20 protein-coding genes are annotated in these 23049 nt (G+C 68.5%); 10 read left to right on the top strand and 10 right to left on the bottom strand.

Annotation, left to right across the window (positions count from 1 at the left end):
• Nucleotides 1-4 precede the first annotated feature (4 nt).
• The 3 genes from typA to EDC22_RS05465 form a co-directional block, all read right to left on the bottom strand.
• Nucleotides 5-1846, bottom strand: a complete 1842-nt coding sequence (gene typA, locus EDC22_RS05475; protein ID WP_132805631.1) for a translational GTPase TypA — start codon at nt 1844-1846, stop codon at nt 5-7.
• A 171-nt stretch (nt 1847-2017) separates the two neighbouring features.
• Entirely contained in the window at nt 2018-3154 is a 1137-nt protein-coding gene (locus EDC22_RS05470; protein WP_132805630.1) for a site-2 protease family protein, read from the bottom strand.
• A 114-nt stretch (nt 3155-3268) separates the two neighbouring features.
• Nucleotides 3269-4483 carry an argininosuccinate synthase gene (locus tag EDC22_RS05465; protein ID WP_132805629.1) on the bottom strand — a complete coding sequence of 405 codons (1215 nt, stop codon included), beginning with the start codon at nt 4481-4483 and terminating at the stop codon, nt 3269-3271.
• Nucleotides 4484-4642: 159 nt separating this feature from the next.
• Here EDC22_RS05465 and EDC22_RS05460 point away from each other — a divergent pair, with 159 nt between their 5' ends.
• Complete coding sequence (locus EDC22_RS05460) at nt 4643-5266, top strand: 2-hydroxychromene-2-carboxylate isomerase (RefSeq protein ID WP_132805628.1); 624 nt, start codon at nt 4643-4645, stop codon at nt 5264-5266.
• A gap of 85 nt (nt 5267-5351) precedes the next feature.
• Nucleotides 5352-5972, top strand: coding sequence for a DUF3833 family protein (locus EDC22_RS05455; RefSeq protein WP_245499650.1), 621 nt, complete (start codon nt 5352-5354; stop codon nt 5970-5972).
• On the opposite strand, the gene EDC22_RS05450 is transcribed toward EDC22_RS05455, so the two are convergent.
• The 3 genes from EDC22_RS05450 to EDC22_RS05440 all read right to left on the bottom strand — a co-directional run bounded on the left by EDC22_RS05450 (nt 5918) and on the right by EDC22_RS05440 (nt 8262).
• Complete coding sequence (locus tag EDC22_RS05450; protein ID WP_132805627.1) at nt 5918-6388, bottom strand: hypothetical protein; 471 nt, start codon at nt 6386-6388, stop codon at nt 5918-5920. The two genes, EDC22_RS05455 and EDC22_RS05450, sit on opposite strands and share 55 nt — an antisense overlap.
• Nucleotides 6385-7623: a dual-specificity RNA methyltransferase RlmN gene (gene rlmN, locus EDC22_RS05445; protein WP_132805626.1), complete on the bottom strand. Its 1239-nt coding sequence runs from the start codon at nt 7621-7623 to the stop codon at nt 6385-6387. Before rlmN ends, EDC22_RS05450 begins: the two co-directional genes overlap by 4 nt.
• A gap of 129 nt (nt 7624-7752) precedes the next feature.
• The gene (locus tag EDC22_RS05440; protein ID WP_132805625.1) at nt 7753-8262 is read right to left on the bottom strand and encodes an invasion associated locus B family protein; all 510 of its coding nucleotides are present in this window, start codon (nt 8260-8262) and stop codon (nt 7753-7755) included.
• A 267-nt stretch (nt 8263-8529) separates the two neighbouring features.
• On the opposite strand from EDC22_RS05440, the gene EDC22_RS05435 reads away from it, so the two are divergent.
• Entirely contained in the window at nt 8530-9528 is a 999-nt protein-coding gene (locus EDC22_RS05435) for an NADPH:quinone oxidoreductase family protein (RefSeq protein WP_132805624.1), read from the top strand.
• A 51-nt stretch (nt 9529-9579) separates the two neighbouring features.
• On the opposite strand, the gene EDC22_RS05430 is transcribed toward EDC22_RS05435, so the two are convergent.
• The gene (locus EDC22_RS05430) at nt 9580-9960 is read right to left on the bottom strand and encodes a YkvA family protein (protein WP_245499649.1); all 381 of its coding nucleotides are present in this window, start codon (nt 9958-9960) and stop codon (nt 9580-9582) included.
• A 141-nt stretch (nt 9961-10101) separates the two neighbouring features.
• Here EDC22_RS05430 and EDC22_RS05425 point away from each other — a divergent pair, with 141 nt between their 5' ends.
• A complete protein-coding gene (locus EDC22_RS05425) occupies nt 10102-10887 on the top strand; it encodes an SDR family NAD(P)-dependent oxidoreductase (RefSeq protein WP_132805623.1) in 786 nt (261 codons plus the stop codon).
• 50 nt (nt 10888-10937) lie between these two features.
• On the opposite strand, the gene EDC22_RS05420 is transcribed toward EDC22_RS05425, so the two are convergent.
• Nucleotides 10938-11261 carry a 4a-hydroxytetrahydrobiopterin dehydratase gene (locus tag EDC22_RS05420; RefSeq protein ID WP_281048275.1) on the bottom strand — a complete coding sequence of 108 codons (324 nt, stop codon included), beginning with the start codon at nt 11259-11261 and terminating at the stop codon, nt 10938-10940.
• Between the two features lie 74 nt (nt 11262-11335).
• Nucleotides 11336-12334, bottom strand: coding sequence for a helix-turn-helix domain-containing protein (locus tag EDC22_RS05415; RefSeq protein ID WP_132805621.1), 999 nt, complete (start codon nt 12332-12334; stop codon nt 11336-11338).
• 228 nt (nt 12335-12562) lie between these two features.
• Here EDC22_RS05415 and EDC22_RS05410 point away from each other — a divergent pair, with 228 nt between their 5' ends.
• The 6 genes from EDC22_RS05410 (at nt 12563) to EDC22_RS05385 (ending at nt 21928) form a co-directional block, all read left to right on the top strand.
• The gene (locus EDC22_RS05410; protein WP_132805620.1) at nt 12563-13531 is read left to right on the top strand and encodes an ABC transporter permease; all 969 of its coding nucleotides are present in this window, start codon (nt 12563-12565) and stop codon (nt 13529-13531) included.
• Nucleotides 13532-13557: 26 nt separating this feature from the next.
• Nucleotides 13558-14544: a sugar ABC transporter substrate-binding protein gene (locus EDC22_RS05405; RefSeq protein ID WP_132805619.1), complete on the top strand. Its 987-nt coding sequence runs from the start codon at nt 13558-13560 to the stop codon at nt 14542-14544.
• A gap of 67 nt (nt 14545-14611) precedes the next feature.
• Nucleotides 14612-16726 (top strand): ABC transporter permease, encoded by a 2115-nt coding sequence (locus EDC22_RS05400; RefSeq protein ID WP_132805618.1) that lies wholly within the window; start codon nt 14612-14614, stop codon nt 16724-16726.
• A complete protein-coding gene (locus EDC22_RS05395) occupies nt 16723-17778 on the top strand; it encodes an NHL repeat-containing protein (RefSeq protein WP_132805617.1) in 1056 nt (351 codons plus the stop codon). Before EDC22_RS05400 ends, EDC22_RS05395 begins: the two co-directional genes overlap by 4 nt.
• The gene (locus EDC22_RS05390; RefSeq protein ID WP_132805616.1) at nt 17775-19271 is read left to right on the top strand and encodes a sugar ABC transporter ATP-binding protein; all 1497 of its coding nucleotides are present in this window, start codon (nt 17775-17777) and stop codon (nt 19269-19271) included. Before EDC22_RS05395 ends, EDC22_RS05390 begins: the two co-directional genes overlap by 4 nt.
• 2 nt (nt 19272-19273) lie before the next feature.
• A complete protein-coding gene (locus EDC22_RS05385) occupies nt 19274-21928 on the top strand; it encodes an AMP-binding protein (RefSeq protein ID WP_132805615.1) in 2655 nt (884 codons plus the stop codon).
• 353 nt (nt 21929-22281) lie between these two features.
• Here the strand turns inward: EDC22_RS05385 and EDC22_RS05380 are convergent, their stop codons facing one another.
• Nucleotides 22282-22932 (bottom strand): LysE family translocator, encoded by a 651-nt coding sequence (locus EDC22_RS05380; RefSeq protein ID WP_132805979.1) that lies wholly within the window; start codon nt 22930-22932, stop codon nt 22282-22284.
• Between the last annotated feature and the right edge of the window lie 117 nt (nt 22933-23049).

The following is a 23049-nucleotide window of genomic DNA, read 5'->3' as shown; positions in this document are numbered from 1 at the left end:
TGTCTCAGGCTGCCGTGCCGGCAGCGCGCGCCCGTTCGGCCTTCTTGCGCTCGTTGGGGTCGAGCACGGCCTTCCTGAGCCGGATCGACTTCGGCGTCACCTCGACCAGCTCGTCATCGTCGATCCAGGCGAGCGAGCGCTCGAGCGTCATGCGGATCGGCGGGGTCAGGCGCACCGCCTCGTCCTTCGAGGTGGTGCGGATGTTGGTGAGCTTCTTGCCCTTCAGCACGTTGACCTCGAGGTCGTTGTCGCGCGTGTGCTCGCCGACGATCATGCCCGGATAGACCTTGCAGCCCGGTTCGATCATCATCGGCCCGCGGTCCTCGAGGTTCCACAGCGCATAAGCGACTGCCTCGCCCGCTTCCGTCGAGATCAGCACGCCATTGCGTCGGCCGGGGATCTCGCCCCTGTAGGGCGCGTAGGAGTGGAACAGGCGGTTCATGATCGCGGTGCCGCGCGTGTCGGTCAGCAGTTCGCCCTGATAGCCGATCAGGCCGCGCGTCGGGGCGTGGAAAACGATGCGCTGGCGGCTGCCGCCGGAGGGCCGCATGTCGACCATGTCGGCCTTGCGCTCCGACAGCTTCTGGACGACGACGCCGGCGAATTCCTCGTCGACGTCGATCACCACTTCCTCGATCGGCTCGAGCAGCTGGCCGGTCGCCTCGTCGCGCTTGACCACGACGCGCGGACGCGACACGCCGAGCTCGAAGCCCTCGCGGCGCATGGTCTCGATCAGGATGGCAAGCTGCAGTTCGCCGCGGCCGGACACCACGAAGGCGTCGGCATCGGGCGTCTCCTCGACCTTCAGCGCGACATTTCCCTCCGCCTCCTTGAACAGGCGGTCTCGGATGACGCGACTGGTCACCTTGTCGCCCTCGGTGCCGGCGAGCGGGGAATCGTTGACGCGGAAGGTCATCGACACGGTCGGCGGGTCGATCGGCTGGGCGATCAGCGGCGTCTCGACAGCCGGATCGCAGAAGGTATCCGCGACCGTGCCCCTGGACAGTCCGGCGATGGCGACGATGTCGCCTGCCTCGGCGAGGTCGATCGCGGTGCGTTCGATGCCCCGGAAGGCGAGGATCCTGGAGACGCGGCCGTGCTCGACCAGCGAGCCGTCGCGGGCAAGCACCTTGATTGCCTGGTTGGGCCTCAGCGTGCCCGACGTGATGCGGCCGGTGATGATGCGGCCGAGATAGGGGTTGGCCTCGAGTATCGTCCCGAGGAGACGGAACGGTCCGTCCTCCACCGCCGGCGGCGCGACATGCGACAGCACCAGGTCGAACAGCGGCGCCATCGAGCGGTCGGACTGTGCGGCCGGCGCGACCGGACTCGTCGCCATCCAGCCCTCCTTGGCCGAGCCATAGAGGATCGGGAAGTCGAGCTGTTCGTCGGTGGCGTCGAGTGCGGCGAACAGGTCGAACACCTCGTTGACCACCTCGTCCGGGCGGGCGTCCGGCTTGTCCACCTTGTTGATGGCGACGATCGGCCTCAGGCCGATCTTGAGCGCCTTGCCGACCACGAACTTGGTCTGCGGCATCGGTCCCTCGGCGGCATCGACCAGCACGATGGCGCCGTCGACCATGTTTAGGATGCGCTCGACCTCGCCGCCGAAATCGGCGTGGCCCGGCGTGTCGACGATGTTGATGCGGGTGTCCTTCCAGACGACCGAGGTGGCCTTGGCGAGGATGGTGATTCCGCGTTCGCGCTCCAGATCGTTGGAATCCATCACCCGCTCGGCGACACGCTGGTTCTCCCGGAACGCACCCGATTGCTGGAGCAGGCGATCGACCAGCGTGGTCTTGCCGTGATCGACATGGGCAATGATGGCGATGTTGCGAAGCTGCATGGGGATCCAAACCAAAAAACGGGCGGCGGCCCCTGGCCGCGCCCGCATCCTCTGTTGCGCCGCAATATAGCAATTGCCGCCTCGGAAACAATCCCCGCCACGACCGCCACGGACACGAGCGCCAGATCGGCCGGCAAAGACAAGCCCGGTCGGTCTGAGGGGCCGGAGAGATCAGGCCGCAGGCGGCACGCGTGGCACCAGGCCGGTGCCGGCAGCCGAACGGCGCACGTGCCAGTTGGCCTCGCCCAGCATCATCAGTTCGGCGATGTTCTCCTGGCTGACGTAGCCGATCAGCCGGCCGCTGCCGTCGACGACACCGATCGTCTGCTGGCCGGCCTCCTGCATCCGCTTCAGCGCCAGATCGAGCCGCGTGCCGGACGGCACAGTCACCGGGGTATCGGTGGCCGCCTCCAGCACCGGCGTGCGCGGGCCGCTGCGCGCCAGCGCCTGTACCATCTGCTCGCGCAGCAGGAAGGCGCGCAGCCGGCCGGCGCCGTCGATGATCGGAAACTCCCGCTGGGTGGTGCGGATCAGCGCCTCCGCCGCGTCGTCCACGGTCTGGTCGGGACGCAGGGTCTGATAGTCGCGGATCATCGCGTCGTCGACCTTGAGGCCGCGGCCGAGCGCCATCAGCCCTTCGCTGGCGGCCTCCGCGCCCGCGGCCAGATAGACGAAGATGGCGATGAAGACCAGGATCGCGTTGCCATAGATCAGCCCGGCGAAGCCGAAGGCGAAGGCCAGGCCCTGGCCGATCGAGGCGGCCACCCGCGTCGCCGCCGCCCGGTCCATCCGGTAGGACAGCAGCGCCCTCAGCACCCGGCCGCCGTCCATCGGGAAGGCCGGGATCAGGTTGAACAGCACGAGAAAGATGTTCACGGCGGCGAGCTTCGTGAAGAAGCCGATCTGCGGGTTCTCCACCTCGGCGAGCACATCCGGCTGCACCGAGGTGCCTAGGATGAGGATCAACAGGATCGCGATGACCACGTTGACCACAGGGCCAGCGGCGGCGACGACGATCTCCTGACCGGGCTTCTCGGGAAAGCGCTCGAGCCGGGCGAGGCCGCCGATCGGCAGCAGCGTGATGTCGCGCGTTCCGATACCGTACATCCGCGCTGCCATCGCATGACCGAACTCGTGCAGCACCACGCAGGCGAACACCGCGCAGATGAACAGCACCCCCTCCACCGCCGCCTGCGCACCGCCCGAAATGTAGTAGGCGACCGCGATCCAGGCGAGCAGCAGCAGGAAGGTCAGGTGGATCTTGAGCTCGATGCCGGCGATGCGGCCGATATTGATGGACCAGGACATGGCTGCGCGCTCCCGTTCGGTGCCGGACGGCCGGATACCGCCGAGGCTGATTTAGGCAGATGCCGGAGCCTTGCCAATGCGCCAGCGCAACTCCCGAGGCAGACGCCGCCGCGCCTAGCTCCGCCGCTTGCGTGCCGCCAGCGTCCGCAAGCGCAGCGCGTTGAGGCGGATGAAGCCCTCCGCGTCCTTCTGGTCGTAGGCGCCGCGATCATCCTCGAAGGTGACCAGTGCGTCGGAATAGAGCGAATTCGGGCTTGCCCGTCCGATCACGATGACATTGCCCTTGTAGAGCTTCAGCCGGACCGTGCCGGTGACCATTTCCTGGCTCCGGTCGGCGAGCGCCTGGATCATCTCGCGCTCCGGGGCGAACCAGAACCCGTAATAGACGAGTTCGGCATAGCGCGGCATCAGCGAATCCTTCAGATGTGCCGCCTCGCGGTCGAGCGTGATCGATTCGATCGCCCGGTGCGCGATGTGGAGAATGGTGCCGCCCGGCGTCTCGTAGATGCCCCGGCTCTTCATGCCGACGAAGCGGTTCTCGACCAGGTCGACCCGGCCGATGCCATTGTCGCGGCCGAGATCGTTTAACGCCGCGAGCAGGGTGGCCGGGCTCATCGGTTTGCCGTCGAGGCTGACCGGATCGCCCTTCTCGAATCCGATCTCGATGATCGTCGCCTTGTCGGGCGCCGCCTCCGGACTGACCGTGCGCTGGAAGACATAGGCTGGCGGCTCCTGGTTCGGGTCCTCCAGCACCTTGCCCTCGGAGGAGGAATGCAGGAGGTTGGCATCCACCGAGAACGGCGCCTCGCCGCGCTTGTCCTTCGGCACGGGGATCTGGTGGCGCTCGGCGAAGGCGATCAGCTCGGAGCGCGACTTGAATTCCCACTCGCGCCACGGCGCGATGATCTTGATGTCCGGGTCGAGTGCATAGGCGGTCAGTTCGAACCGCACCTGATCGTTGCCCTTGCCGGTCGCCCCGTGGGCGATGGCGTCGGCGCCGGTCTCGTGGGCGATCTCGATCAGCCGCTTGGCGATCAGCGGCCGGGCGATCGACGTGCCGAGCAGGTATACGCCCTCGTAGAGCGCATTCATGCGGAACATCGGGAACACGAAGTCGCGCACGAACTCCTCGCGCAGATCCTCGATGTAGATCTCCTTGATCCCCAGCATCTCGGCCTTGCGGCGCGCCGGCTCAAGTTCCTCGCCCTGGCCGAGATCGGCGGTGAAGGTGACGACCTCGCACGCGTAGGTCTCCTTCAGCCATTTCAGGATGATCGAGGTGTCGAGGCCGCCCGAATAGGCGAGCACCACCTTCTTGACGTCGGCCATGTCTGTCCTCTTTGGCGTGGCGGGGATCGGCGGCTTATAGGACGCCAGCCGGTCCTCGGCAATCGGCTGTCGGGCGGGATCCGCAATGGTGGTAGCGTCAACCTGTTGCCGATCGCCCGCCGTCCCGCCATGCTCGGGCTGCGTCCGGGGAGCTGCACCATGCCCATCATCGACTTCTGGTACGAATTCGCCTCGAACTACGCCTTCCTCGCCGCCATGCGCATCGAGGCGGTGGCCGAGCGCGCGGGCGTCGGCGTGCGCTGGAGGCCGTTCATGCTCGGTCCCATCTTCGCCGCGCAGGGCCTGACCACTTCCCCCTTCAACCTGTTCCCGATCAAGGGCCGCCACATGATCCGCGACATGGAGCGGCAATGCGCGGCGATCGGCCTGGCCTTCGTCAAGCCCGATCCGTTCCCCCAGAACGGGCTCGCTGCCGCCCGCATCGCGCTGATCGGCCATGACGCGGGCTGGGGCCCGGAATTCTCCCGCCGGGTCTATCGCGCCGAGTTCGTCGAGGGCCGCACGATCTCGGACCGCGATGTTCTGACCGCGATCCTGGACGAGCTTGGCCTCGACGCCGGGGCGGTGCTCGCGGCATCGGAGACGCCCGACAACAAGGGCCGTCTCAAGGCGCAGACCGAAACGGCCCTCGGCCTCGGCATCTTCGGCGCGCCGAGCTTCATCACTGCCGACGGCGAATTGTTCTGGGGCAACGACCGGCTCGAACAGGCGCTGCATTGGGCGCGCTACGGGACACTGGAGGGTCTGCTGCCGCGTCTGTGAGCGATCCGCCGTCCCATCGGCTCCGTATCAGGACCGTCAGGCACCACCGTCAGGCACCATTGGGCGACGGCGATCGAGGCAACGCGTGATCCACACAACGAGCCTGATCCGGGCGGCGGCCCTCACGGGCTTCATTGCGGCGGTTGCCGGAGCGGCCTCGGCCGCCGATGCCGTGGCACCCGCGCCACTGACGCTGGAGGGGTACTTCACCGGTACGACCCACGGCAGCGGCGCCTTCAACAGCTGGATCGCCGGGGTAGATCGGGCCTTCGAGCTGACCGCCGAGGGATACTGGGACGGGACCACGCTGACGCTGGTCGAGGACTTCCGCTTCGCCGATGGCGCGCGCGAGCGCAAGACCTGGCGTTTCGTTCGCACCGGCGAGGGCACCTATATCGGCACGCGCGAGGATGTGGTCGGCGAGGCTGTCGTCACGACGCATGACGGCCGAATCCGCATGACCTACGACCTCGACCTGCCGCGCGCGGACGGCTCGACGATCCGCCTGCATTTCCGCGACATCATCGAGCGGCAGCGCGACGGCACGGTCCTGAACACCGCGCGGGTGACCAAGTTCGGGTTGCCGATTGCTCGCGTCGAGGTGGTGTTTTCCAAGCCCGCGATCGGACGAGGTGGCGGCGCGGCTGCCGGTCAGGCCGCGGGCTCGCGCAGCACGCCGGCGCCGCGCCCCGCCACCAGCCAGTAGACGAAGCCGCCGATCAGACCGGCGGCCACGAACAGGGGCAGACGCCCGCCGACGGCCGGATCGAGTGCCCCGGCCGCCTCGGACCATGCCGGCGGCGAGGCGGCGACATGGCCGAGCGCACCGGCAAGCCCGCCACACAGCACGTGATAGAGCGGCCCGCGGATGCCGAACACCTCCGACACCACGATCGCCAGCACGGCCGGCGCAAAGCCGTGGACCGCTGCCAGGGAGGCGAGAACGCCGCCGAAGAACAGCGATTCGACCGTGAGATGCGCCATCGGGGTGGCGATCTCGCCGCCGAGCCAGGCGTTGGCCACGATGGTCCCGGAGATTGCCGCTCCGACCGCGAGGCAGGCGATCACATATCCGATGCTGGCAACGATCAGTCGGGCAAGGATGCGGCCGATGGTCCTCAACGGGCCTCGCCGCCGGCCGGCTGGCCCTCCCCCGCCAATCGCCGCTTCCAGGCCGGCACGCGTGCGGACTCCGATTTCAGCTGACCGCAGGCCGCCATGATGTCGCGCCCGCGCGGCGTACGCACCGGACTCGCATAGCCGGCGCGGTTGACCACGTCGGCAAAGGCCTCGATCCGTTCCCAGTCCGAGCATTGGTAGGGGCTGCCGGGCCAGGGATTGAACGGGATCAGGTTGATCTTGGCCGGAATGCCCTTCAGCAGCCGCACCAGCTCCCTCGCGTCGGCAAGCGAATCGTTGACATCCTTCAGCATCACGTACTCGAAGGTGATGCGCCGCGCGTTCGAGAGGCCCGGATAGGCTCGGCAGGCATCCAGCAGCTCGGCGATCGGATACTTGCGGTTGAGCGGCACAAGCTCGTCGCGCAGGTCGTCACGCACCGCATGCAGCGAGATCGCCAGCATCACGCCCATCTCGGCGCCGGCGCGCGGGATCAGCGGCACGACGCCGGCCGTCGACAGGGTGATCCGCCGCTTCGACAGCGACAGGCCCTCGCCGTCGGCCGCAATCAGCACCGCGTCCCGGACATTGTCGAAATTGTAGAGCGGCTCGCCCATGCCCATCAGCACAATGTTGGAGACGGCCCGATCCGTGTCGGGCACGTACCCTTCGGCGGGCCGCGCCGCGCCGGGCCAGTCGCCGAGCCGGTCGCGCGCGACGAGGATCTGCGCGACGATTTCGTGCGGCGTCAGGTTGCGCACCCAGGGCTGGGTGCCGGTATGGCAGAACCGGCAGGTCAGCGTGCAGCCGACCTGGCTCGACACGCACAACGTGCCGCGATCGTGCTCGGGAATGTAGACGGTCTCGACCTCGACCGGCGTCTCGCCAGGCGCTCGCGGCGCGAACCGCAGCAGCCACTTGCGGGTGCCGTCGGCGGAGACCTGCTCGGCAACGATGGCTGGCCTTGTCAGCGAGAAGCGTGCATCGAGCCGCGCCCGCAGCTCCTTGCCGATATCGGTCATCGCCGCGAACGAGGTGGCGCCCCGGCCGTAGATCCAGCTCCACAGCTGGGTTGTGCGCATCCGCAGCTGGCGCTCGGGAATGCCGATCTCGGCGAGTGCGGCCGCCAGCCGTGCCCGGGTGAGACCGACGAGCGCCGCGCGACCGGGCGCCGCGGGCTCGGCAGCGACCGTCGGCGCATTCGGATTGGCGCGTGAGATATCGAGGGAAACTGCCATGGCGACCTTCATTCACCCCGCGCGGCGGCGCGGCAGCCTCGCCCCGGCCTGCCGGCAGCACGACCGGACCCACTATAGGGGGTGTGTCCGTCCGCGCCTATACGTTGCCGATCCAGCAGCGCCTGACGCTCAGCGGCATTCCTGGGCGATCCGGTCGAGCGCGGCCGAGATGCCCGACAGCGAATAGGTATCGGTCGTTTCGGTGCCGCGCTGCGAGGTGCCCTTGACCACCATCGTGGCGCCGGCGCGCATCGCGCTGACCAGTCGCGCCTCCTCGGCGGCATTCTCGACCCAGGCGCCATCGTCCTTCGTGAATAGGGTGAAGGTGTCGGAGCCGATCTGGGCGCTGGCCCGGCTGTCGGTGCGGAACGGATATCCGATCACCACGCTGACCTCGTTCTTCACGCCCTGCGCAGGGCGCGAGGTGACGAAGAAGTAGACCGGATCGCGATTGACGTTCTTCGGTTCCATCGATTTCGGCTGCGACAGCGCATAGCAGACCTTGCCGCCGCTCCCCTCCGCCACGTAGGCGCCCCAGTCCCTGAACTGGCCCAAGGGGGTCGCGGTCTGCGCCGATGCCGCTGCGGCCATCGACAGGCTGATCGCCGCCATGGCGAGCCCGGTTCTCAGTGTGATCATCGTTGCCTACCAGACATGGGTTTCGTGGCCACCGAGCGTGGCCCTTGGTTGAGACGGCGTGATTCGACCTGTCGCGTCAAACAGCCCCCTGTCCGCGACGCGGTCGACGCCCGTTTGACGATCGATTGCCCAACAATGGCGGCGATAATTTGACGAATTGTAACAATGCGTGATCTACCGTGTTTGCACCGGTGCGGCTTGCCGCAGGCCATTCCGTCCTCTATGCCCGAGACCGATCTGCCGCCATCGTGAACGGGAGTCCAGCCGATGAAAGCCGTCCTCTGCGAGACCCTCGGACCGCCATCGAAGCTCGTCGTGCGCGACCTGCCCGAGCCACGGCCCGGGCCGGGCGAGGTGGCGGTCAGGGTGCGCGCCGCGGCGCTCAACTTCTTCGACACGCTGATCATCGAGGGCAAGTACCAGTTCAAGCCGCAGCTGCCGTTCTCGCCGGGTGCCGAGTTCTGCGGCACCGTGGCCGCGCTCGGTGAGGGCGTTACCGGCTTCGCCGAGGGCGACCTGGTCGCGGGCTTCCCCGGCTGGGGCGCCTGCCGGGAGACCGTCGTCGTACCGGCGGCGAAGCTTGTGCATGTTCCCGCCGGCGCCGATCCGGAACAGGCGGCAGGCCTGATCGTCACCTACGGAACGACCCTGCACGCCCTTGCCGACCGGGCGAAGCTGAAGCCGGGCGAAACGCTCGCGGTGCTCGGCGCCTCCGGTGGTGTCGGCGCGGCCGCCGTCGAGATCGGCAAGTTGCTTGGCGCCCGGGTGATCGCCGCTGCCTCCTCGCCGGACAAGCTCGACTTCTGCCGCGCGCTCGGCGCCGACGAGGTGATCGACTACACCCGCGAAGATCTGAAGGAGCGGCTGAAGGAGCTGACCGGCGGCCGCGGCGTCGATGTCGTCTACGATCCGGTCGGAGGCGACTATGCCGAGCCAGCGCTGCGTTCGATGGCCTGGCAGGGGCGCTACCTGGTGATCGGGTTTGCGGCCGGCCAGATCCCCAAGATTCCCCTCAACCTGGTGCTGCTCAAGGGCTGCGACATCGTCGGCGTGTTCTACGGCAAGTTCGCCGAGGTCGAGGCCGAAGCCGACCGCGCCAATACCGCGCGCCTGCTCGGCTGGCTCGCCGAGGGCCGTCTGAAGGTCGCGATCCATGGCCGCTATCCGCTCGAGCGCACCGTCGATGCGCTCGAGGCGCTGGCGCGGCGCGAGATCAAGGGCAAGGCAGTGATCGTGATGGAGGCCGACGCCGCCGCGGCGCGCTGAGGCGGCTGACAGCCGGTCGCACCGCGGCGCAGACACCCCGGCCCGGCCGAGCTACCGGTCGAGCTGCCGCAATGTCGCGGCCGCCTTCTCGCGATGGTTGGGCGTGATATGGGCACCGACCACGGTCAGGGCGGCAAGCAGCACCGACGCATCGTCGCTCAGGCCGACCACGGCGAGCAGGTCGGGGACGGTGTCGACCGGGATCACGAAATAGGCGAGTGCACCGAACAGCACGGCCCGCACCCGGAACGGCGTTGCCGGATCGGTGGCGCAGTACCAGGCCGCGACCAGGTCATGCGCAAACGGCAGCCGCGCGGCATGACGGCGCAGTTTCGGCCAGAAGCCGCCGCGCACCCTGCGCTCGTTGGCCGCTGCCACGGTCGGCAGCTGCATCTCGGCGCTTGTCCATTGGCTGATGTCCCCGGTGCTCAAGGTTCTCCTCCGGTTCGGCCACGTGACAGGCTAAACATGGCCCCTGCGACGATTTCCGCAAGCCGGTCGGTTTGCAGCCTCGCGCCGATCGTCTAAGACGGCTGCCACCGACGTCGGCAAGGACAGACTTGGAGGCGACTCATGGAACTGGGCAAGGACATCGCGGCGGTCATCACCGGCGGCGCATCGGGTCTGGGCGAGGCGACGGCGCGCATGTTGGCCGGTGCCGGTGTCAGGGTTGCACTGCTCGATGTGAATGCGGAGCGCGGCGAGACGGTCGCCAGCGAGACCGGCGGCGTGTTCTGCCGCTGCGACGTGACCGATCCGGCCAGTGTTGCCGAGGCACTGGCCAGGGCGCGCGCCGCAAACGGGCAGGAGCGCATCACGGTCAACTGCGCGGGCATCGCGATCGCCCAGAAGACCGCCAGCCGCAAGCGCGACACCGGCGAAGTCGTCGCCCATGACCCTGCCGCCTTCGTCAGGACGATCTCGATCAATCTGATCGGCACCTTCAATGTCGCGTCGCAGTCGGCCGCAGGCATGCTGACTGCCGACCCTCTCGGCCGGGACGGCGAACGCGGCGTGATCGTGATGACCGCCTCGGTGGCGGCGACGGACGGCCAGATCGGTCAGCTCGCCTACGCCGCCTCGAAGGGCGGCGTGCTGGGCATGACGCTGCCGATGGCCCGCGACCTCGCTAAGGACGGCATCCGGGCCGTCACCATCATGCCCGGCCTGTTCTACACGCCGATGTTCGACGGGCTGAGCGAGGAGGTCCGCCAGTCGCTCGCCGCCAGCGTGCCGTTCCCGCAGCGGCTCGGCGACCCCGCCGAGTATGCCATGCTGGTGCGCGCGATCTGCGAGAACCCGATGCTCAACGGCTCCGGCATCCGCCTCGACGGCGCGATCAGGCTCGCGCCGCGCTGAGGCCAGGGGCTGAGGCCAGGGATCGCCGGTCCTGCCGCGACCGCGGCGGGTCAGCGGCCGGCGATCGCGTCCATCGCCCTGGCGAGCGCGACATCCCGTTCCGTGACGCCGCCGGCATCATGGGTCGACAGCATCACCTCGACGGTTCGGTAGACGTTCCGCCATTCGGGGTGATGGTCCATCTTCTCGGCAACCAACGCCACCCGTGCCATGAAGCCGAAGGCCTCATTGAAATCCTTGAAGCGATAGGTCCGCTCGATTGCGTCGCGGCCGGCGGCCTCGCGCCATTCGGGCAGGCCAGCCAGCGCCTCGGCGCGGGCCGCTCCAGTCAGTGTCTGCGCCATGTCGTCCTCCCTTGCGCGTCGTTCCGGCAATCCTGCGTCCAACTGGGCGGGCGCGGCGCGAACATGCCCGGCGCGCCCCTCGCGCCTGACGGCCTCCCGGTCCCTCAGGCGGCCGTGCGCGGGGGCAGATGGCCGTCGCCTCCGGTCTGGGAGTCGGGCCGGGCGGGCGGGCGCCAGACGTCGCGCGGCGCCACCCCGAAGCGGCGGCGGAACAGGGTCGAGAAGTGCGCCGAACTGCTGAAGCCGAGATCGAAGGCGAGCTCGGTGATCGAGCGCGCCTGCCCACGCGCCAGCCGGTCATGTGCGAGCTGCAGGCGGCGGTACTGGATCCACTCCGACACCGACATGCCGGTGCCTTCGAACAGGACGTGGAGGTAGCGTACCGAGATCCCGTTGGCTGCGGCGATCCGCTGCAGCGACAGGTCCGGTTCGGCGAGGTTCGCCTCGATCCAGCGCTGCACGGCCCGCAGGCGCGCGGTGCGAACCGAAGCGTCGGCGATGCCGCTGTCTTCGGGCGGCGCCATCAGCGCCAGCGCGAGGAGATCCATCACCTGGCCGCCGAGGCTGCGGCGCTGCTCGCCCGTGACCCGCGAACTCTCACTGGCGAGCGTTGCGCAGAATTCGGTGACCACCCGGCCGATGCCGCGGGTGGTGTTGCTGGCTGCGGGGACCGGGATGCGCTGCTGCGGAAAGCGCTGCGCGAAGGCGTCGCGCGGCAGCTCCAGATAGAAGGAGCGCACCTCGCCGCGCACCTGCAGCTCGTACTGTTCGGCCGCCGAGAAGATGGCGCCGCATGCCGGATTGGAACGCAGCGTCTCGCCGCGCTGCAGGACGTCGAGGGTGCCCGAGTGCAGAAGCTGCACGTAACAGCAATCCTTGTCGAGGCGGGCGATATGGCGACGGTCGCGGCGGATGCGCTGTTCCGACAGCAGGATGTCCGTCAGGGTCACGTCGCCGAAGCGCGCCTCGCGGATGTAACCGCGATAGTTCTCGGGGTCGCTCGCACACACCTCCACGTTCACATAGACGTCGCAGATGGCGTCCCGCCAGGCGCCATAGCGCGCATGCGGCGGCAGGTCGTCGGTCGAGAAGACACTGTCCATGCGTTCCTCCCATCGCGGACAGGCAGTCGTCCGCCCGGAGCCGCCCGCCTTCAACGTGCAAGGTCGGCTCCGCGCCGTGAGGCTAGAGGCAAGCCCGTAACCTGTCCAGCAGCGTCGCCGGCAGTGCGCGCTCAGTAAAGTCGCGTGCGCGCCGCTGAAAGAAGCCGGCGGTCGCCATCGCTAGTCTCCCCGAAAGCCATGCACCAGTCGCGGCGGGGAGGGGAGCGGATGATTCCGCGTTTGAGCCAGGAACAGATCGTCTTCGCACTGGCGGTGCTCCTGTGCGCCGGCTTCGCGCTGTCACTGCCCGGCTTCCTGACCGGCGACAACATCCTGAACCTCATCCGGAGCGTCTCGATCCTCGGCATTCTCGGGGTGGCGATGGGCCTCGTCGTCATCGGCAGGGGCATCGACCTGTCGCTGGTGGCGCTGATGGCGGTGTCGGTCGCCTGGATGCTCAATCTCGTCACGGCCGGCATGCCGCTTGCCCAGGCGATCGTGCTCACGCTGGCGTTCAGCCTCGCCGTCGGCGCGATCAACGGCTGGCTGATCGCCTATGCGGAGATCCCCGCGATCTTCGCGACGCTGGCGATGGGCACGCTGATCTACGGTTTCGGACGCTACTTCCTGTTCAGCCTGGATGTGGCCTATCTGCCGCCGGGCGCCGCGCCGATCCTCTGGCTGAGCCAGGGCAGCGTGCTCGGCATTCCGGTGCCCATCCTCACCTTTGCCGCGATCTGCCTCGCCGCCCACCTGTTCCTGCGCTACACGGTGTGGGGCCGATATCTGCGCGCCGTCGGCGACAACCTCGCCGCGGCACGGATCACCGGCATCCCGACCCGGCCGGTCATCGTCCTGCAATATGTGCTGTCGGCCGCCATCGGATATCTGGCCGGCCTCGTCACGGCGGCATCGGTCGCCAGCATGAACACGCGGCTCGCCCTGTCCACCTACGTCTACGACGTGATCCTCGTCGTGGTGCTCGGCGGCATCGGCCTGTCCGGCGGCAAGGGCGGAATCCGCAACGTGATCGTCGGCACGCTGCTGATCGGCGTGCTGCTCAACGGCATGACGATCATGGACATCCAGTACACCATCCAGAACGTCATCAAGGGCGCCCTGCTGCTGGCCGCCATCATGATCGACACGATCGTCAATCCCCGCGACGAGCAGACCGCCCAGCAAGGGGACATCTGATCCATAGCCATGGAGGGAGGAACGGAATGAGACTGATGCGCAATCTCGTCCTGTGCGCCGCGCTGGCAGTGCCGGGGCTCGCCCTGGCCCAGGGCATCGACGATCCGGCCCGGGCCGCCTACTACGACAGCCTGCGCGGCAAGCGGGTGGCCTATGTTCCGGTCGCCATGGGCTTCGACCTGACCGAGGGCTGGGCCGCCGGCCTGCGCGAGGCGCTCGAGCCGCTCGGGATCACCTTCGAGGTTCGCGATCCGAACTGGAACACCGACGCCGGCGCTCAGGCAATCACGTCGCTGATCGCCGAAAAGCCTGACGTCATCGTCGTGCACAATCCCGACGTGCAGTCCTATGCGCGGCTCCTGAAGCGGGCCGAGGAGGCCGGCATCTACGTGGTGCAGGTCAACATGCGCTCGAGCTACTCGACCGACGTGTTCGTCGGTGCCGACTATGTCGGCATGGGAGAGCAGATCGGCCGACGGCTGGTCGAGAAGTGCTCCCCCGCCAATGGCGGCAGCGGCAAGGTGGCGATCACCCAGGGCGTGCTGACGGCGGCGGCGAGCATCTACCAGATGCAGGGGATCGACAACGTGCTCAAGCAGCATCCGGAGATCCAGGTCGTCTCCAACCAGGCGGCCGACTGGGATTCGACCAAGGCGCGCAACATCGCCGCCACCGTCATCCAGCAGCACCCCGACCTGTGCGCCATCACCGGCTTCTGGGACGTGATGGACATCGGCACAGCCTCGGCGATCAAGGAATCGGGAAAGGACGTGTTCCTGCTGACCCAGGGCGGCGGCAACCGCATGGCCTGCGACAACATCGCCAACGGCACCTTCTCGGAAGTGGTCGTCTATCACGTGCCCGGTCAGGCACGCGACATGGCGACGATGATCAAGCACCTGCTGCAGAACGGCCAGAAGCCGGGCACGACGCGCACCACGCTGTTCACGCCGCTCGTGTTCCTCAACAAGGACAACATGACGCCGGCATCGTGCTGGGATCTGCCCAGCTGACACCTCGTGTCCCGCGCGGGCGGCCCTGTGCCGTCCGCGCCGTTTCCCTATCGCTGCGGCAGACCCGATGACCCTGACCGACCGCCTGGTGCGATGGCGTTACCGCCTCGTCCCCGACCATGTGCTTGGCGAGCTATTGTCCAAGCGCTGGATGGACAACGCTATCCCGCTCATCATCCTCGTCGCCGTGGCAGCGGTGTTCGGATCGCTGATTCCCGGTTTCTACGGTCCGCAGAGCCTGTCCGATCTGGCGCGCCAGTGGGGCGAGTTCGCGCTGATCGTGCTGGCGCTGACCATCGTGATGGCGGCCGGCGGCATCGATCTCAGCGTCGGCTCGACCTTCGCGCTCGGCAACATCGTGGCGCTGGCGCTGATTGGCGTGGCCGGGCTGCCCGTCTGGGCGGTCGTCGTGCTGACGATGGCCTGCGGGGCGGCGGTCGGGCTGGTCAACGGGCTGCTGGTAGGCTACCTGCGGCTGCGTGCCTTCCTGACGACGCTCGTCACGCTGATCATCGTGCGGGCCGTCGTGGACATGCTGCTGCTGCGCTACGCGGTGGCGATCGCGGCGTCGTTTCCGGACAGCGACCTGTGGTTCTGGTTCGGCGACGGCTTCGTCGCGGGCATTCCGGTCAGCGTCGTGGTGGCGGTCGCTGTCGCGCTGATCCTTCACCTGGTGCTCAGCCGCACGCGGCCGGGCTGGCAGGTGCTGGCGGTCGGCGGGTCGCGGCGCTCGGCGCACAATGTCGGGATCCCGGTTCGCCGCGTCATCTGCATGACCTATGTCGTCTCGGGCACGCTGGCTGCCGGCGCCGGCGTCCTGTTCGCCTCGCGCCTCGGCGCGGCGGGATCGGACATCGGTCTCGGCCTCGAGATCGCGGCGCTGACGGCAGCCGTGCTCGGCGGCAACAGCCTGGGCGGCGGCCGCAGCTCGGCGGCGAAGGCGGTGATCGGCTCGCTGATCGTGATGATCCTGGTCAACGGCCTGGTGCGGCTCGGCGTGACCAGCGGCGCGAACTCGCTGCTGCTCGGGCTCGTCCTGCTGATCGCGGTGGCGATCGACGTGCGCTGGCTGAAGAACCGCAACAAGGTGCTGGCCAAGGTCTATGTCTCGCCCACCTACGCGGACCTGCCCCCGGCGCCGGGCACCGACGACGGCTCGCCCTATGCCCTCAACGACCGCCTGCGTCCGGTCGAGGCGATCGGGCTGGGCGAGATCGACGGTCCCGAGGATGTCATTCTCGACGAGGACGACAACATCTATGTCGGCAACCGTACCGGCGACATCGTGCGCTTCCTCGCTCCCGACTACAGCCGGCACGAGGTCTTCGCCCATGTCGGCGGCCGGCCGTTGGGCATGGCGCTCGCCCGCGACGGGGCGCTGCTGGTCTGCATCGGCGGCATGGGCCTGTACCGTATCGGGCAGGACCGGACGGTCGAGCGGCTGACCGACGAGACCAACCGGTCCTTGTTCTCGATCATCGACGATTCCCGCCTGCGGCTTGCCGACGACCTCGACATCGCCCCCGACGGCCGGGTGTTCTTCTCCGAGGCCACGGTGCGCTACGAGATGCACGAATGGCCCGTCGACTGTCTCGAATCGCGGGGCAACGGCCGCATCATCTGCTACGATCCGAACAGCCGCACGACCCGCACGGTGCTGAGGAACCTCGTGTTCCCGAACGGCATCTGCATGACCCATGACGGCCAGTCCTTCCTGTTCGCCGAAACCTGGGCGTGCCGGGTCAGCCGCTACTGGTTCGACGGGCCGAGGAAGGGGCAGGTCGAGCCGATCATCCCGGATCTGCCCGGCTATCCCGACAACATCAATCGGGCCTCGGACGGCACCTACTGGCTGGCGCTGGTCGGCATGCGGACGCCGGCGTTCGACCTCGCGCTGCGCATGCCCGGCTTCCGTCGCCGGATGGCGCGTCGCGTCGCGCCGGATGAATGGATGTTCCCCAACATCAACACCGGCTGCGTGCTGCGCTTCGACGAGACCGGCCGGGTCATCGAGACGTTCTGGGATCGCAAGGGCGACAACCACCCGATGATCACCTCGATGCGTGAACACAAGGGCCATCTCTACATCGGTGGCATTTCCAACAACCGGATCGGCCGGCTGAAGCTCGAGGGCGCCGACCCCGGCTGGACCGGCTGGCAATCCTATTGGGGGCGGGCATGATCGCCCCGCTGATGCGCCTGATCGACGGCTTCTTCGGCCGCGGCGAGGCAGCCGTCACGGTGCCGCCGCTCGACGGGGCGATGCTGCCGAACCGGGCCCTCGACGATGCCCCCTTGCGTGTGCCGGTCGCCGATGCCGACTGCCTTGCCGCAGCGGACGGCCGGCTCTACCTGTCGGCCGGCTGCGCGGTGCTGGTCGAGCGGGATGGCAGATTCGTCGCACATCGCAGCTTCGACACGACAGTCTCGGCCCTCGCGCCGTTCGCCGGCGGACTGGCGGTGGCGCTGGAGGACGGATCCCTGCACGTCGAGGGCGGGCGCTTCGATGGTGCCAGGATCGACACCGGGTTGCGCTGCATCACCGCGATCGCCGCGGAGGGCGAGTCGATCCTTCTCGCCAACGGGTCGGAGCGCCACGGTCCAGCCGGCTGGCAGCGCGACCTGCTCGAGCGCGGCGACAGCGGCAGCCTGTGGCGCATCGCCGTCGGCACCGGCAGCTCACAGCGGATCGCCGCCGGGCTGGCATGGCCGGCCGGCGTCACCGTCGATGATCACGGCGTGGTGGTGACCGAAGCCTGGCGGCACCGCATCGTCCGGCCCGGCGGGGCCGTGCTGCATGGCGACCTGCCCGGCTATCCGGGCCGGCTCGCGGCCGGATCGGGCGGCTACTGGATGACGATGTTCGCGCCGCGCAGCCAGCTCGTCGAATTCGTGCTGCGCGAACCGGCCTTCCGGCGCCGCATGATGGCCGAGGTGCCCGAGCCGTACTGGGTCGCCCCGAAGCTGCGCGCTGGCCGCAGCTTCTATGAATCGCTGCAGGGCGGCGGCGTGAAGCAGCTCGGCATTCTCAAGCCCTGGGCACCGACGATGTCGGCCGGGTTCTGCGTGCGTCTGGATAGGGGTTTCCAGCCGCGGGCGAGTCTGCAGAGCCGCGCCGATGGCACGACGCACGGCGTGACCAGCGCGATCGAACACGACGGTGCGCTGTGGGCGGCAGCCCGGGGCGATGGCGTCGTGGTCCGCATTCCGCTCCAGCACGGGGGGACGTCATGACACCGCTGGTCGAACTGCGCGGGGTCTCCAAGGAGTATCGCGGCGTTCCTGCGGTCAGGGACGTGAGCTTCGCGCTCATGCGGGGCGAGGTGCATGCCTTGCTGGGCGAGAACGGGGCCGGCAAGTCGACCCTGACCAAGATGATCGCGGGCGTCGTGCAGCCCACGTCCGGCACGCTGCTCATCGACGGGGAGCCGGCCGTCCTGCAGACCCCGGCCGAGGCGCTGCACCGCGGGATTGCGATGGTCTATCAGGAGACGAGCCTGGTTCCCTCGCTGACCGTCGCGCAGAACATCTATCTGACCGATGCCCGGCGGTTCCACCGCCTGCGCGGCCTCTACATCGCCGGCCAGCAGTTTCTGCAATCGCTGAACTTCCACGTCGATCCCACCGCGCTGGTGGCCTCGCTGGGAGCCGGCCAGAAGCAGATGGTCGAGATCGCCCGCGCCGTCCATCACAATGCGCGCTGCATCATCTTCGACGAGCCGACGGCGACGCTGACGCCTGAAGAGAAGCACCAGTTCTTCGCCCTGGTCGGACGGCTGAAGGCACGTGGCGTGTCGATCGTGTTCATCAGCCACGCACTCGAGGAGGCGCTGGCAATCGCCGACACGATCACCGTGATGCGGGACGGCGGCCATGTGGTGACCGGCCCGGCATCGTCGTTCGATCGCGAGAGCATCGTGCGGGCGATGGTGGGCCGCGGCCTGACCGAGGAGCTCTATGGCGCGCATCGCGACCGCTCGCCGCGTCCGGCCGGCGAGAAGGTGCTGAGCGTGCAGAACCTGTCGATGGGCAGGATGGTGCGCAACACCTCGTTCTCGCTGTTTGCAGGGCAGGTGACGGGTGTCTTCGGCCTGATCGGATCGGGCCGGACAGAAGCCGCCAAGGTCATTGCCGGGGTGTTCAAGCGCGACCTCTTCCACGGTGGCCAGATCCGATTGTTCGGACGGCCGGTCCGCTACCGGGTGCCGCGTCCGGGCGTGCGGGACGGAATCATCTACGTCACCGAGGACCGCAAGGCGGAAGGCTTCTTCGAGACGATGTCGATCGCCGAGAACATCCATACCGGCGCGATGGCGAGCGGACAGACCCGCGCCGCGGTGGTGTCGATGCGCGAAATGCAGGACATCGCCCGACACTGGATCGAGGCGCTGAAGATCCGGGCGATCAATGCCGATGCGCGCGTCATCGAGCTGTCCGGCGGCAACCAGCAGAAGGTGGTCGTCGCCAAGGCCCTGGTACAGAAGCCGAAGCTTGTCATCTTCGACGAACCGACGCGGGGCGTGGACGTCGGCGCCATCGCCGAGATTCACCAGATCATCAACGGGCTGGCCGATGCGGGCGTCGCGGTGATGGTGATCTCGTCCTACCTGCCGGAGATCCTCCACCTGTCCGACCGTATCCTCGTCTGCCGCCAGGGGCGGATCGTCGAGGAGTTCGAGGGGCACCGGACCGACGAGGAAACGATCATGTACGCAGCGGTGCACTGACCATGGATCAACCGCTCAGGACCACCCGACCGGTGCGGACGGTCCGCACCATCGAAGACATTCGCGCCATCGAGGCCGAGCCGATGGACGCGCTGATCACGGCGCGCAATCTCTACGATCTGTTCCGCGCCACAGCCTTCCACCATCCGGACCGGATGGCCCTGACGGTGCTGCGCGCGCCAGACCCGGCGGAGGTGGGCGCCGCGTTGACGCATGCCCGGCTTCTGGCCGAGGTGACGCGCGCGGCGAACATGTTCCGTAGCCTCGGCCTTGCACCGGGGCAGGGTGCGGCGGCCTTTCTGGCGCCCACCCTTCCCGAACTTCCCGTGCTGATGCTGGGGGCCCAGGTCGCCGGCGTGGCCAGCGCCATCAATTATCTGCTCAGCGCCGACGCGATCGCCGATCTCCTGGTCGCCGAGGGTGCGACGGTGCTGGTGATTCCGGCCGCATCGCTCGACCGCGAGTGCTGGGACAAGGCTCAGGGCCTTCGCCAGGCCGTGCCGGGCCTGCGCGAGGTGCTGGTGATCGGTGGCGACGGGCCGCTGCCGGAGGGCTTCCGCCCGCTGTCCGCGGCGCTGGCCGCGCATTCCGGCGAGGTTCTCGACTTCGCGCCCTGCACCGACCGCGACACCGTCTGCGCCCTGTTCCATACCGGCGGCACGACCGGGCGGCCGAAGCTGGTGCAGCTTACCCACGGCAACCAGATCCATGCCGCCTTCTCGTTTGCGCAGGTGTTCGGCTACGACGAACGAGACGTGGTGATGAACGGCTTTCCGTTCTTCCATGTCGGCGGGACCATGACGGTCGGGCTGTCCGTGCTGGCGGCGGGGGGGCATGTCGTCGTCCCCTCGCCCTATGCCCTGCGTCCGCCGGCCGTGATCGCGGCGTACTGGCGGCTCGTCGAACATTTCCGCGCGACCGTGGTCGGTGCAGTGCCCACGTCGATCGGTGCGCTGACCGAGGTGTTCGATCCCGCCATCGACGTGACGTCGGTACGGATGGCCGGAACCGGCGGCGCGGTCATGCCGCCGGCGGTCGGCCGGCGCTTCATGGAGCGGACCGGCATCCGCCTGTTCGAGACCTACGGCATGACCGAGACGGCCGCGGCGATCGCCTTCAATCCCGGGCGGGGCGAACCGCTGGCCGGCAGTGTCGGTTTCCGGGCGCCGTGGTCGGAGCTGCGCATCGTGCGCACCGACGAGCCCGACCGCCTGTGCTCGCCGGGCGAGAGCGGTGTGGTGCAGGTGCGCGGCCCGCAGGTGTTCCCCGGCTATGTCGAGCCACAGCACAACATCGGCACGCTGTCGGCGGATGGCTGGCTGACCACCGGCGATATCGGATATCTGACCCCGGACGAGCGGCTGGTGCTGACGGGGCGGGCGAAGGATCTGATCATCCGCAGCGGGCACAATATCGACCCGGCAGCGATCGAAGATGTCGCCAACGGGTTCCCGGGCGTGGCGATCAGCGCTGCGGTCGGGATGCCCGACCAGTATGCCGGCGAGGTGCCGGTGCTGTTTGTGGTGCCGGCCAGGGGCGCGCCCCTCGATCTCGATGCGCTCGCCGCGCATATGGAGGCACATATCCACGAGCCGCCCGCACGGCCGCGCACGATCCTGACGCTCGACGCACTGCCGGTGACGGCCGTCGGCAAGATCTTCAAGCCCGACCTGCGCAAGGCGGCGATCCGCGAGAAGCTCAGGCAGGAGATCGCCGGCCGTACCGCGGCCGGCAGCCTGCTGTCGGCCGAGGTGAGCGAGGATGCGCAGAAGCGGACGCTTGTGGCCGCGACGCTCGCCGGGGTGACGGCGGGCGAACTCGTCGCGATCGGCAAGGCACTGGCGCCGCTGCCGCAGAGCTTCGCGCTGAGCGCCGTCGACGGGCCGGTCCGGCTTGCCTTCGACGGGCCGACCGCGATCCTGACGCTCGACAGTCCGGCGACGCTCAACGCCGCCTCGGCGGCGATGATGGGGGCGCTGGAGAGGCGACTGCGCGAGCTGGCGGCGTTGCCGTCGCTGCGCGCCGTCATCGTCACCGGCACCGGACGCGCCTTCAGCGCCGGCGGCGACCTAAACGAATTCCGCGCGGCGCTTGCGGCAGGGGGCACGGCGCTGCTCGATGTGCTGCGCTACAATCAGCAGGTCATCGGGCTGATCGAGGCGCTGCCGGTGCCGGTGATCGGGGCTGCCAACGGCCTTGCTGTCGCCGGCGGGCTCGAGCTGCTGCTGGCGTGCGACATCATTCTGGCCGCCGACGATGCGCGGCTCGGTGATGGCCATGCGCGATACGGCGTCGTGCCGGCCGGCGGAGCGACGGTGCGACTCGGCGAGCGGATCGGGCGCGGCCGGGCGGCGCAGCTCTTCCACTCCGCCGCGCTGATCGATGCCGCCACCGCGGCCGCGTGGGGGCTCGTCAACGAAGTGGTGCCCGGCGACCGGCTGCTGGCGCGTGCCCGCGAGCTCGCCGGCGAGATCGCCGCCCAGAGCCCCGAGGCGCAGCGCGCGATCAAGCGACTCATGTTGCCATCCGACCCGCTGCGCGAGGCCCGGCTCGCCGCGGAAATCACCGCCTTCGCCGAACATCTCACCGGGACAGATCTGGCGGAGGGGCTGGCTGCCTTCGCCGAGAAGCGCACACCCCGCTACGCAGGCGACTGAGCGCAAGGCGGCCACGACGCGCGACCCGCCGGGGTCGGTCGCCCGGGGCGCCGATACCATACGGACCGCTGCGACGCCCTGCCTCGCCGACGGACCCTGTATCGACCGGTATCCGGGCCAGGCATTCCCGGCGCGGCCGGACGCGGGAAGACTGGCGGAGGGGAAAACATCTTGCGCCAACCCGCTCTTCGCAATCGCGCGTAAAGGCCGCGCATGGACAAGACTTGATGAGAAGGGCCGCCTGTCACGAAGGCTTCACCTCTATGCCGTCCGCTCGCATGTGCCGCTCGATGCCAGGGAGTTGCAGCACTGTCGACAAAAGCGCCCGGCCGGTTCCGACCATCGCCCAGCGATCAGGTGGCAGGGCGCTTCGCCAGAGCGAGGCCGACGCCCAGCGCGATCATCGCGCCTCCCGACGCCTCGCGTAACCGGCGGACTAGCCCAGGACGCGCTGCCGCACCTTCTCGGATGCCACTGGCCGCAAAAGCGACCACGATGTCGGCGAGGGTGTTGAGCGCAACCGACACGAAGCCAAGCACCACGAATTGCAGAGCTATGTGCCCGGCGCTCGGATCAACAAACTGCGGAATGAAGGCGAGGAAAAAGGCTGCTGTCTTCGGGTTGAGCGCCTCGACCAGCACCCCTTCACGAAACGCCCGCCGGGCCCCGACCGGAGGCGCCACGGTGCCACCCTTCAGAACTGTCGCTGCGTCCCGTCGGGCGGACTGCAAGGTGCGAAAGCCGAGCCAGACCAGGTAGACGGCGCCGATCAGTTTCAGCACGGCGAACAGTTCGGCGCTCGCGAGCACGATGGCAGAAACACCCAAGCTTCCGGCAAGGACGTGGACCATGCCCCCCAACCCCGTGCCGAAGCTAGAGGCAATGCCTTCCGCACGACCGCCGGCAAGCGTGCGCGCCGCGACGTAGAAGATGCCCGGACCGGGCGTGACGGCGAGCAGGAAGGCCGCGGCGACGTACAGGGCGAGTTGAGTCAAATCTGGCATGATGGATGACGCTGACGAGAACCTGTGAGATGCCGTCACGTTGCGCAAGCGGTTTTCGCGATCCGACATGGCGCGGGCGGCGTCGGGATGTGTGGCCTATGCCGCCCGCGCCGTGTC

It is taken from the genome of Tepidamorphus gemmatus (assembly GCF_004346195.1).
Classification (GTDB): Bacteria; Pseudomonadota; Alphaproteobacteria; order Rhizobiales; family Tepidamorphaceae; genus Tepidamorphus; species Tepidamorphus gemmatus.
Note: the sequence above shows the minus strand (reverse complement) of the source record. Positions and strands in the feature narration are given on the sequence as shown.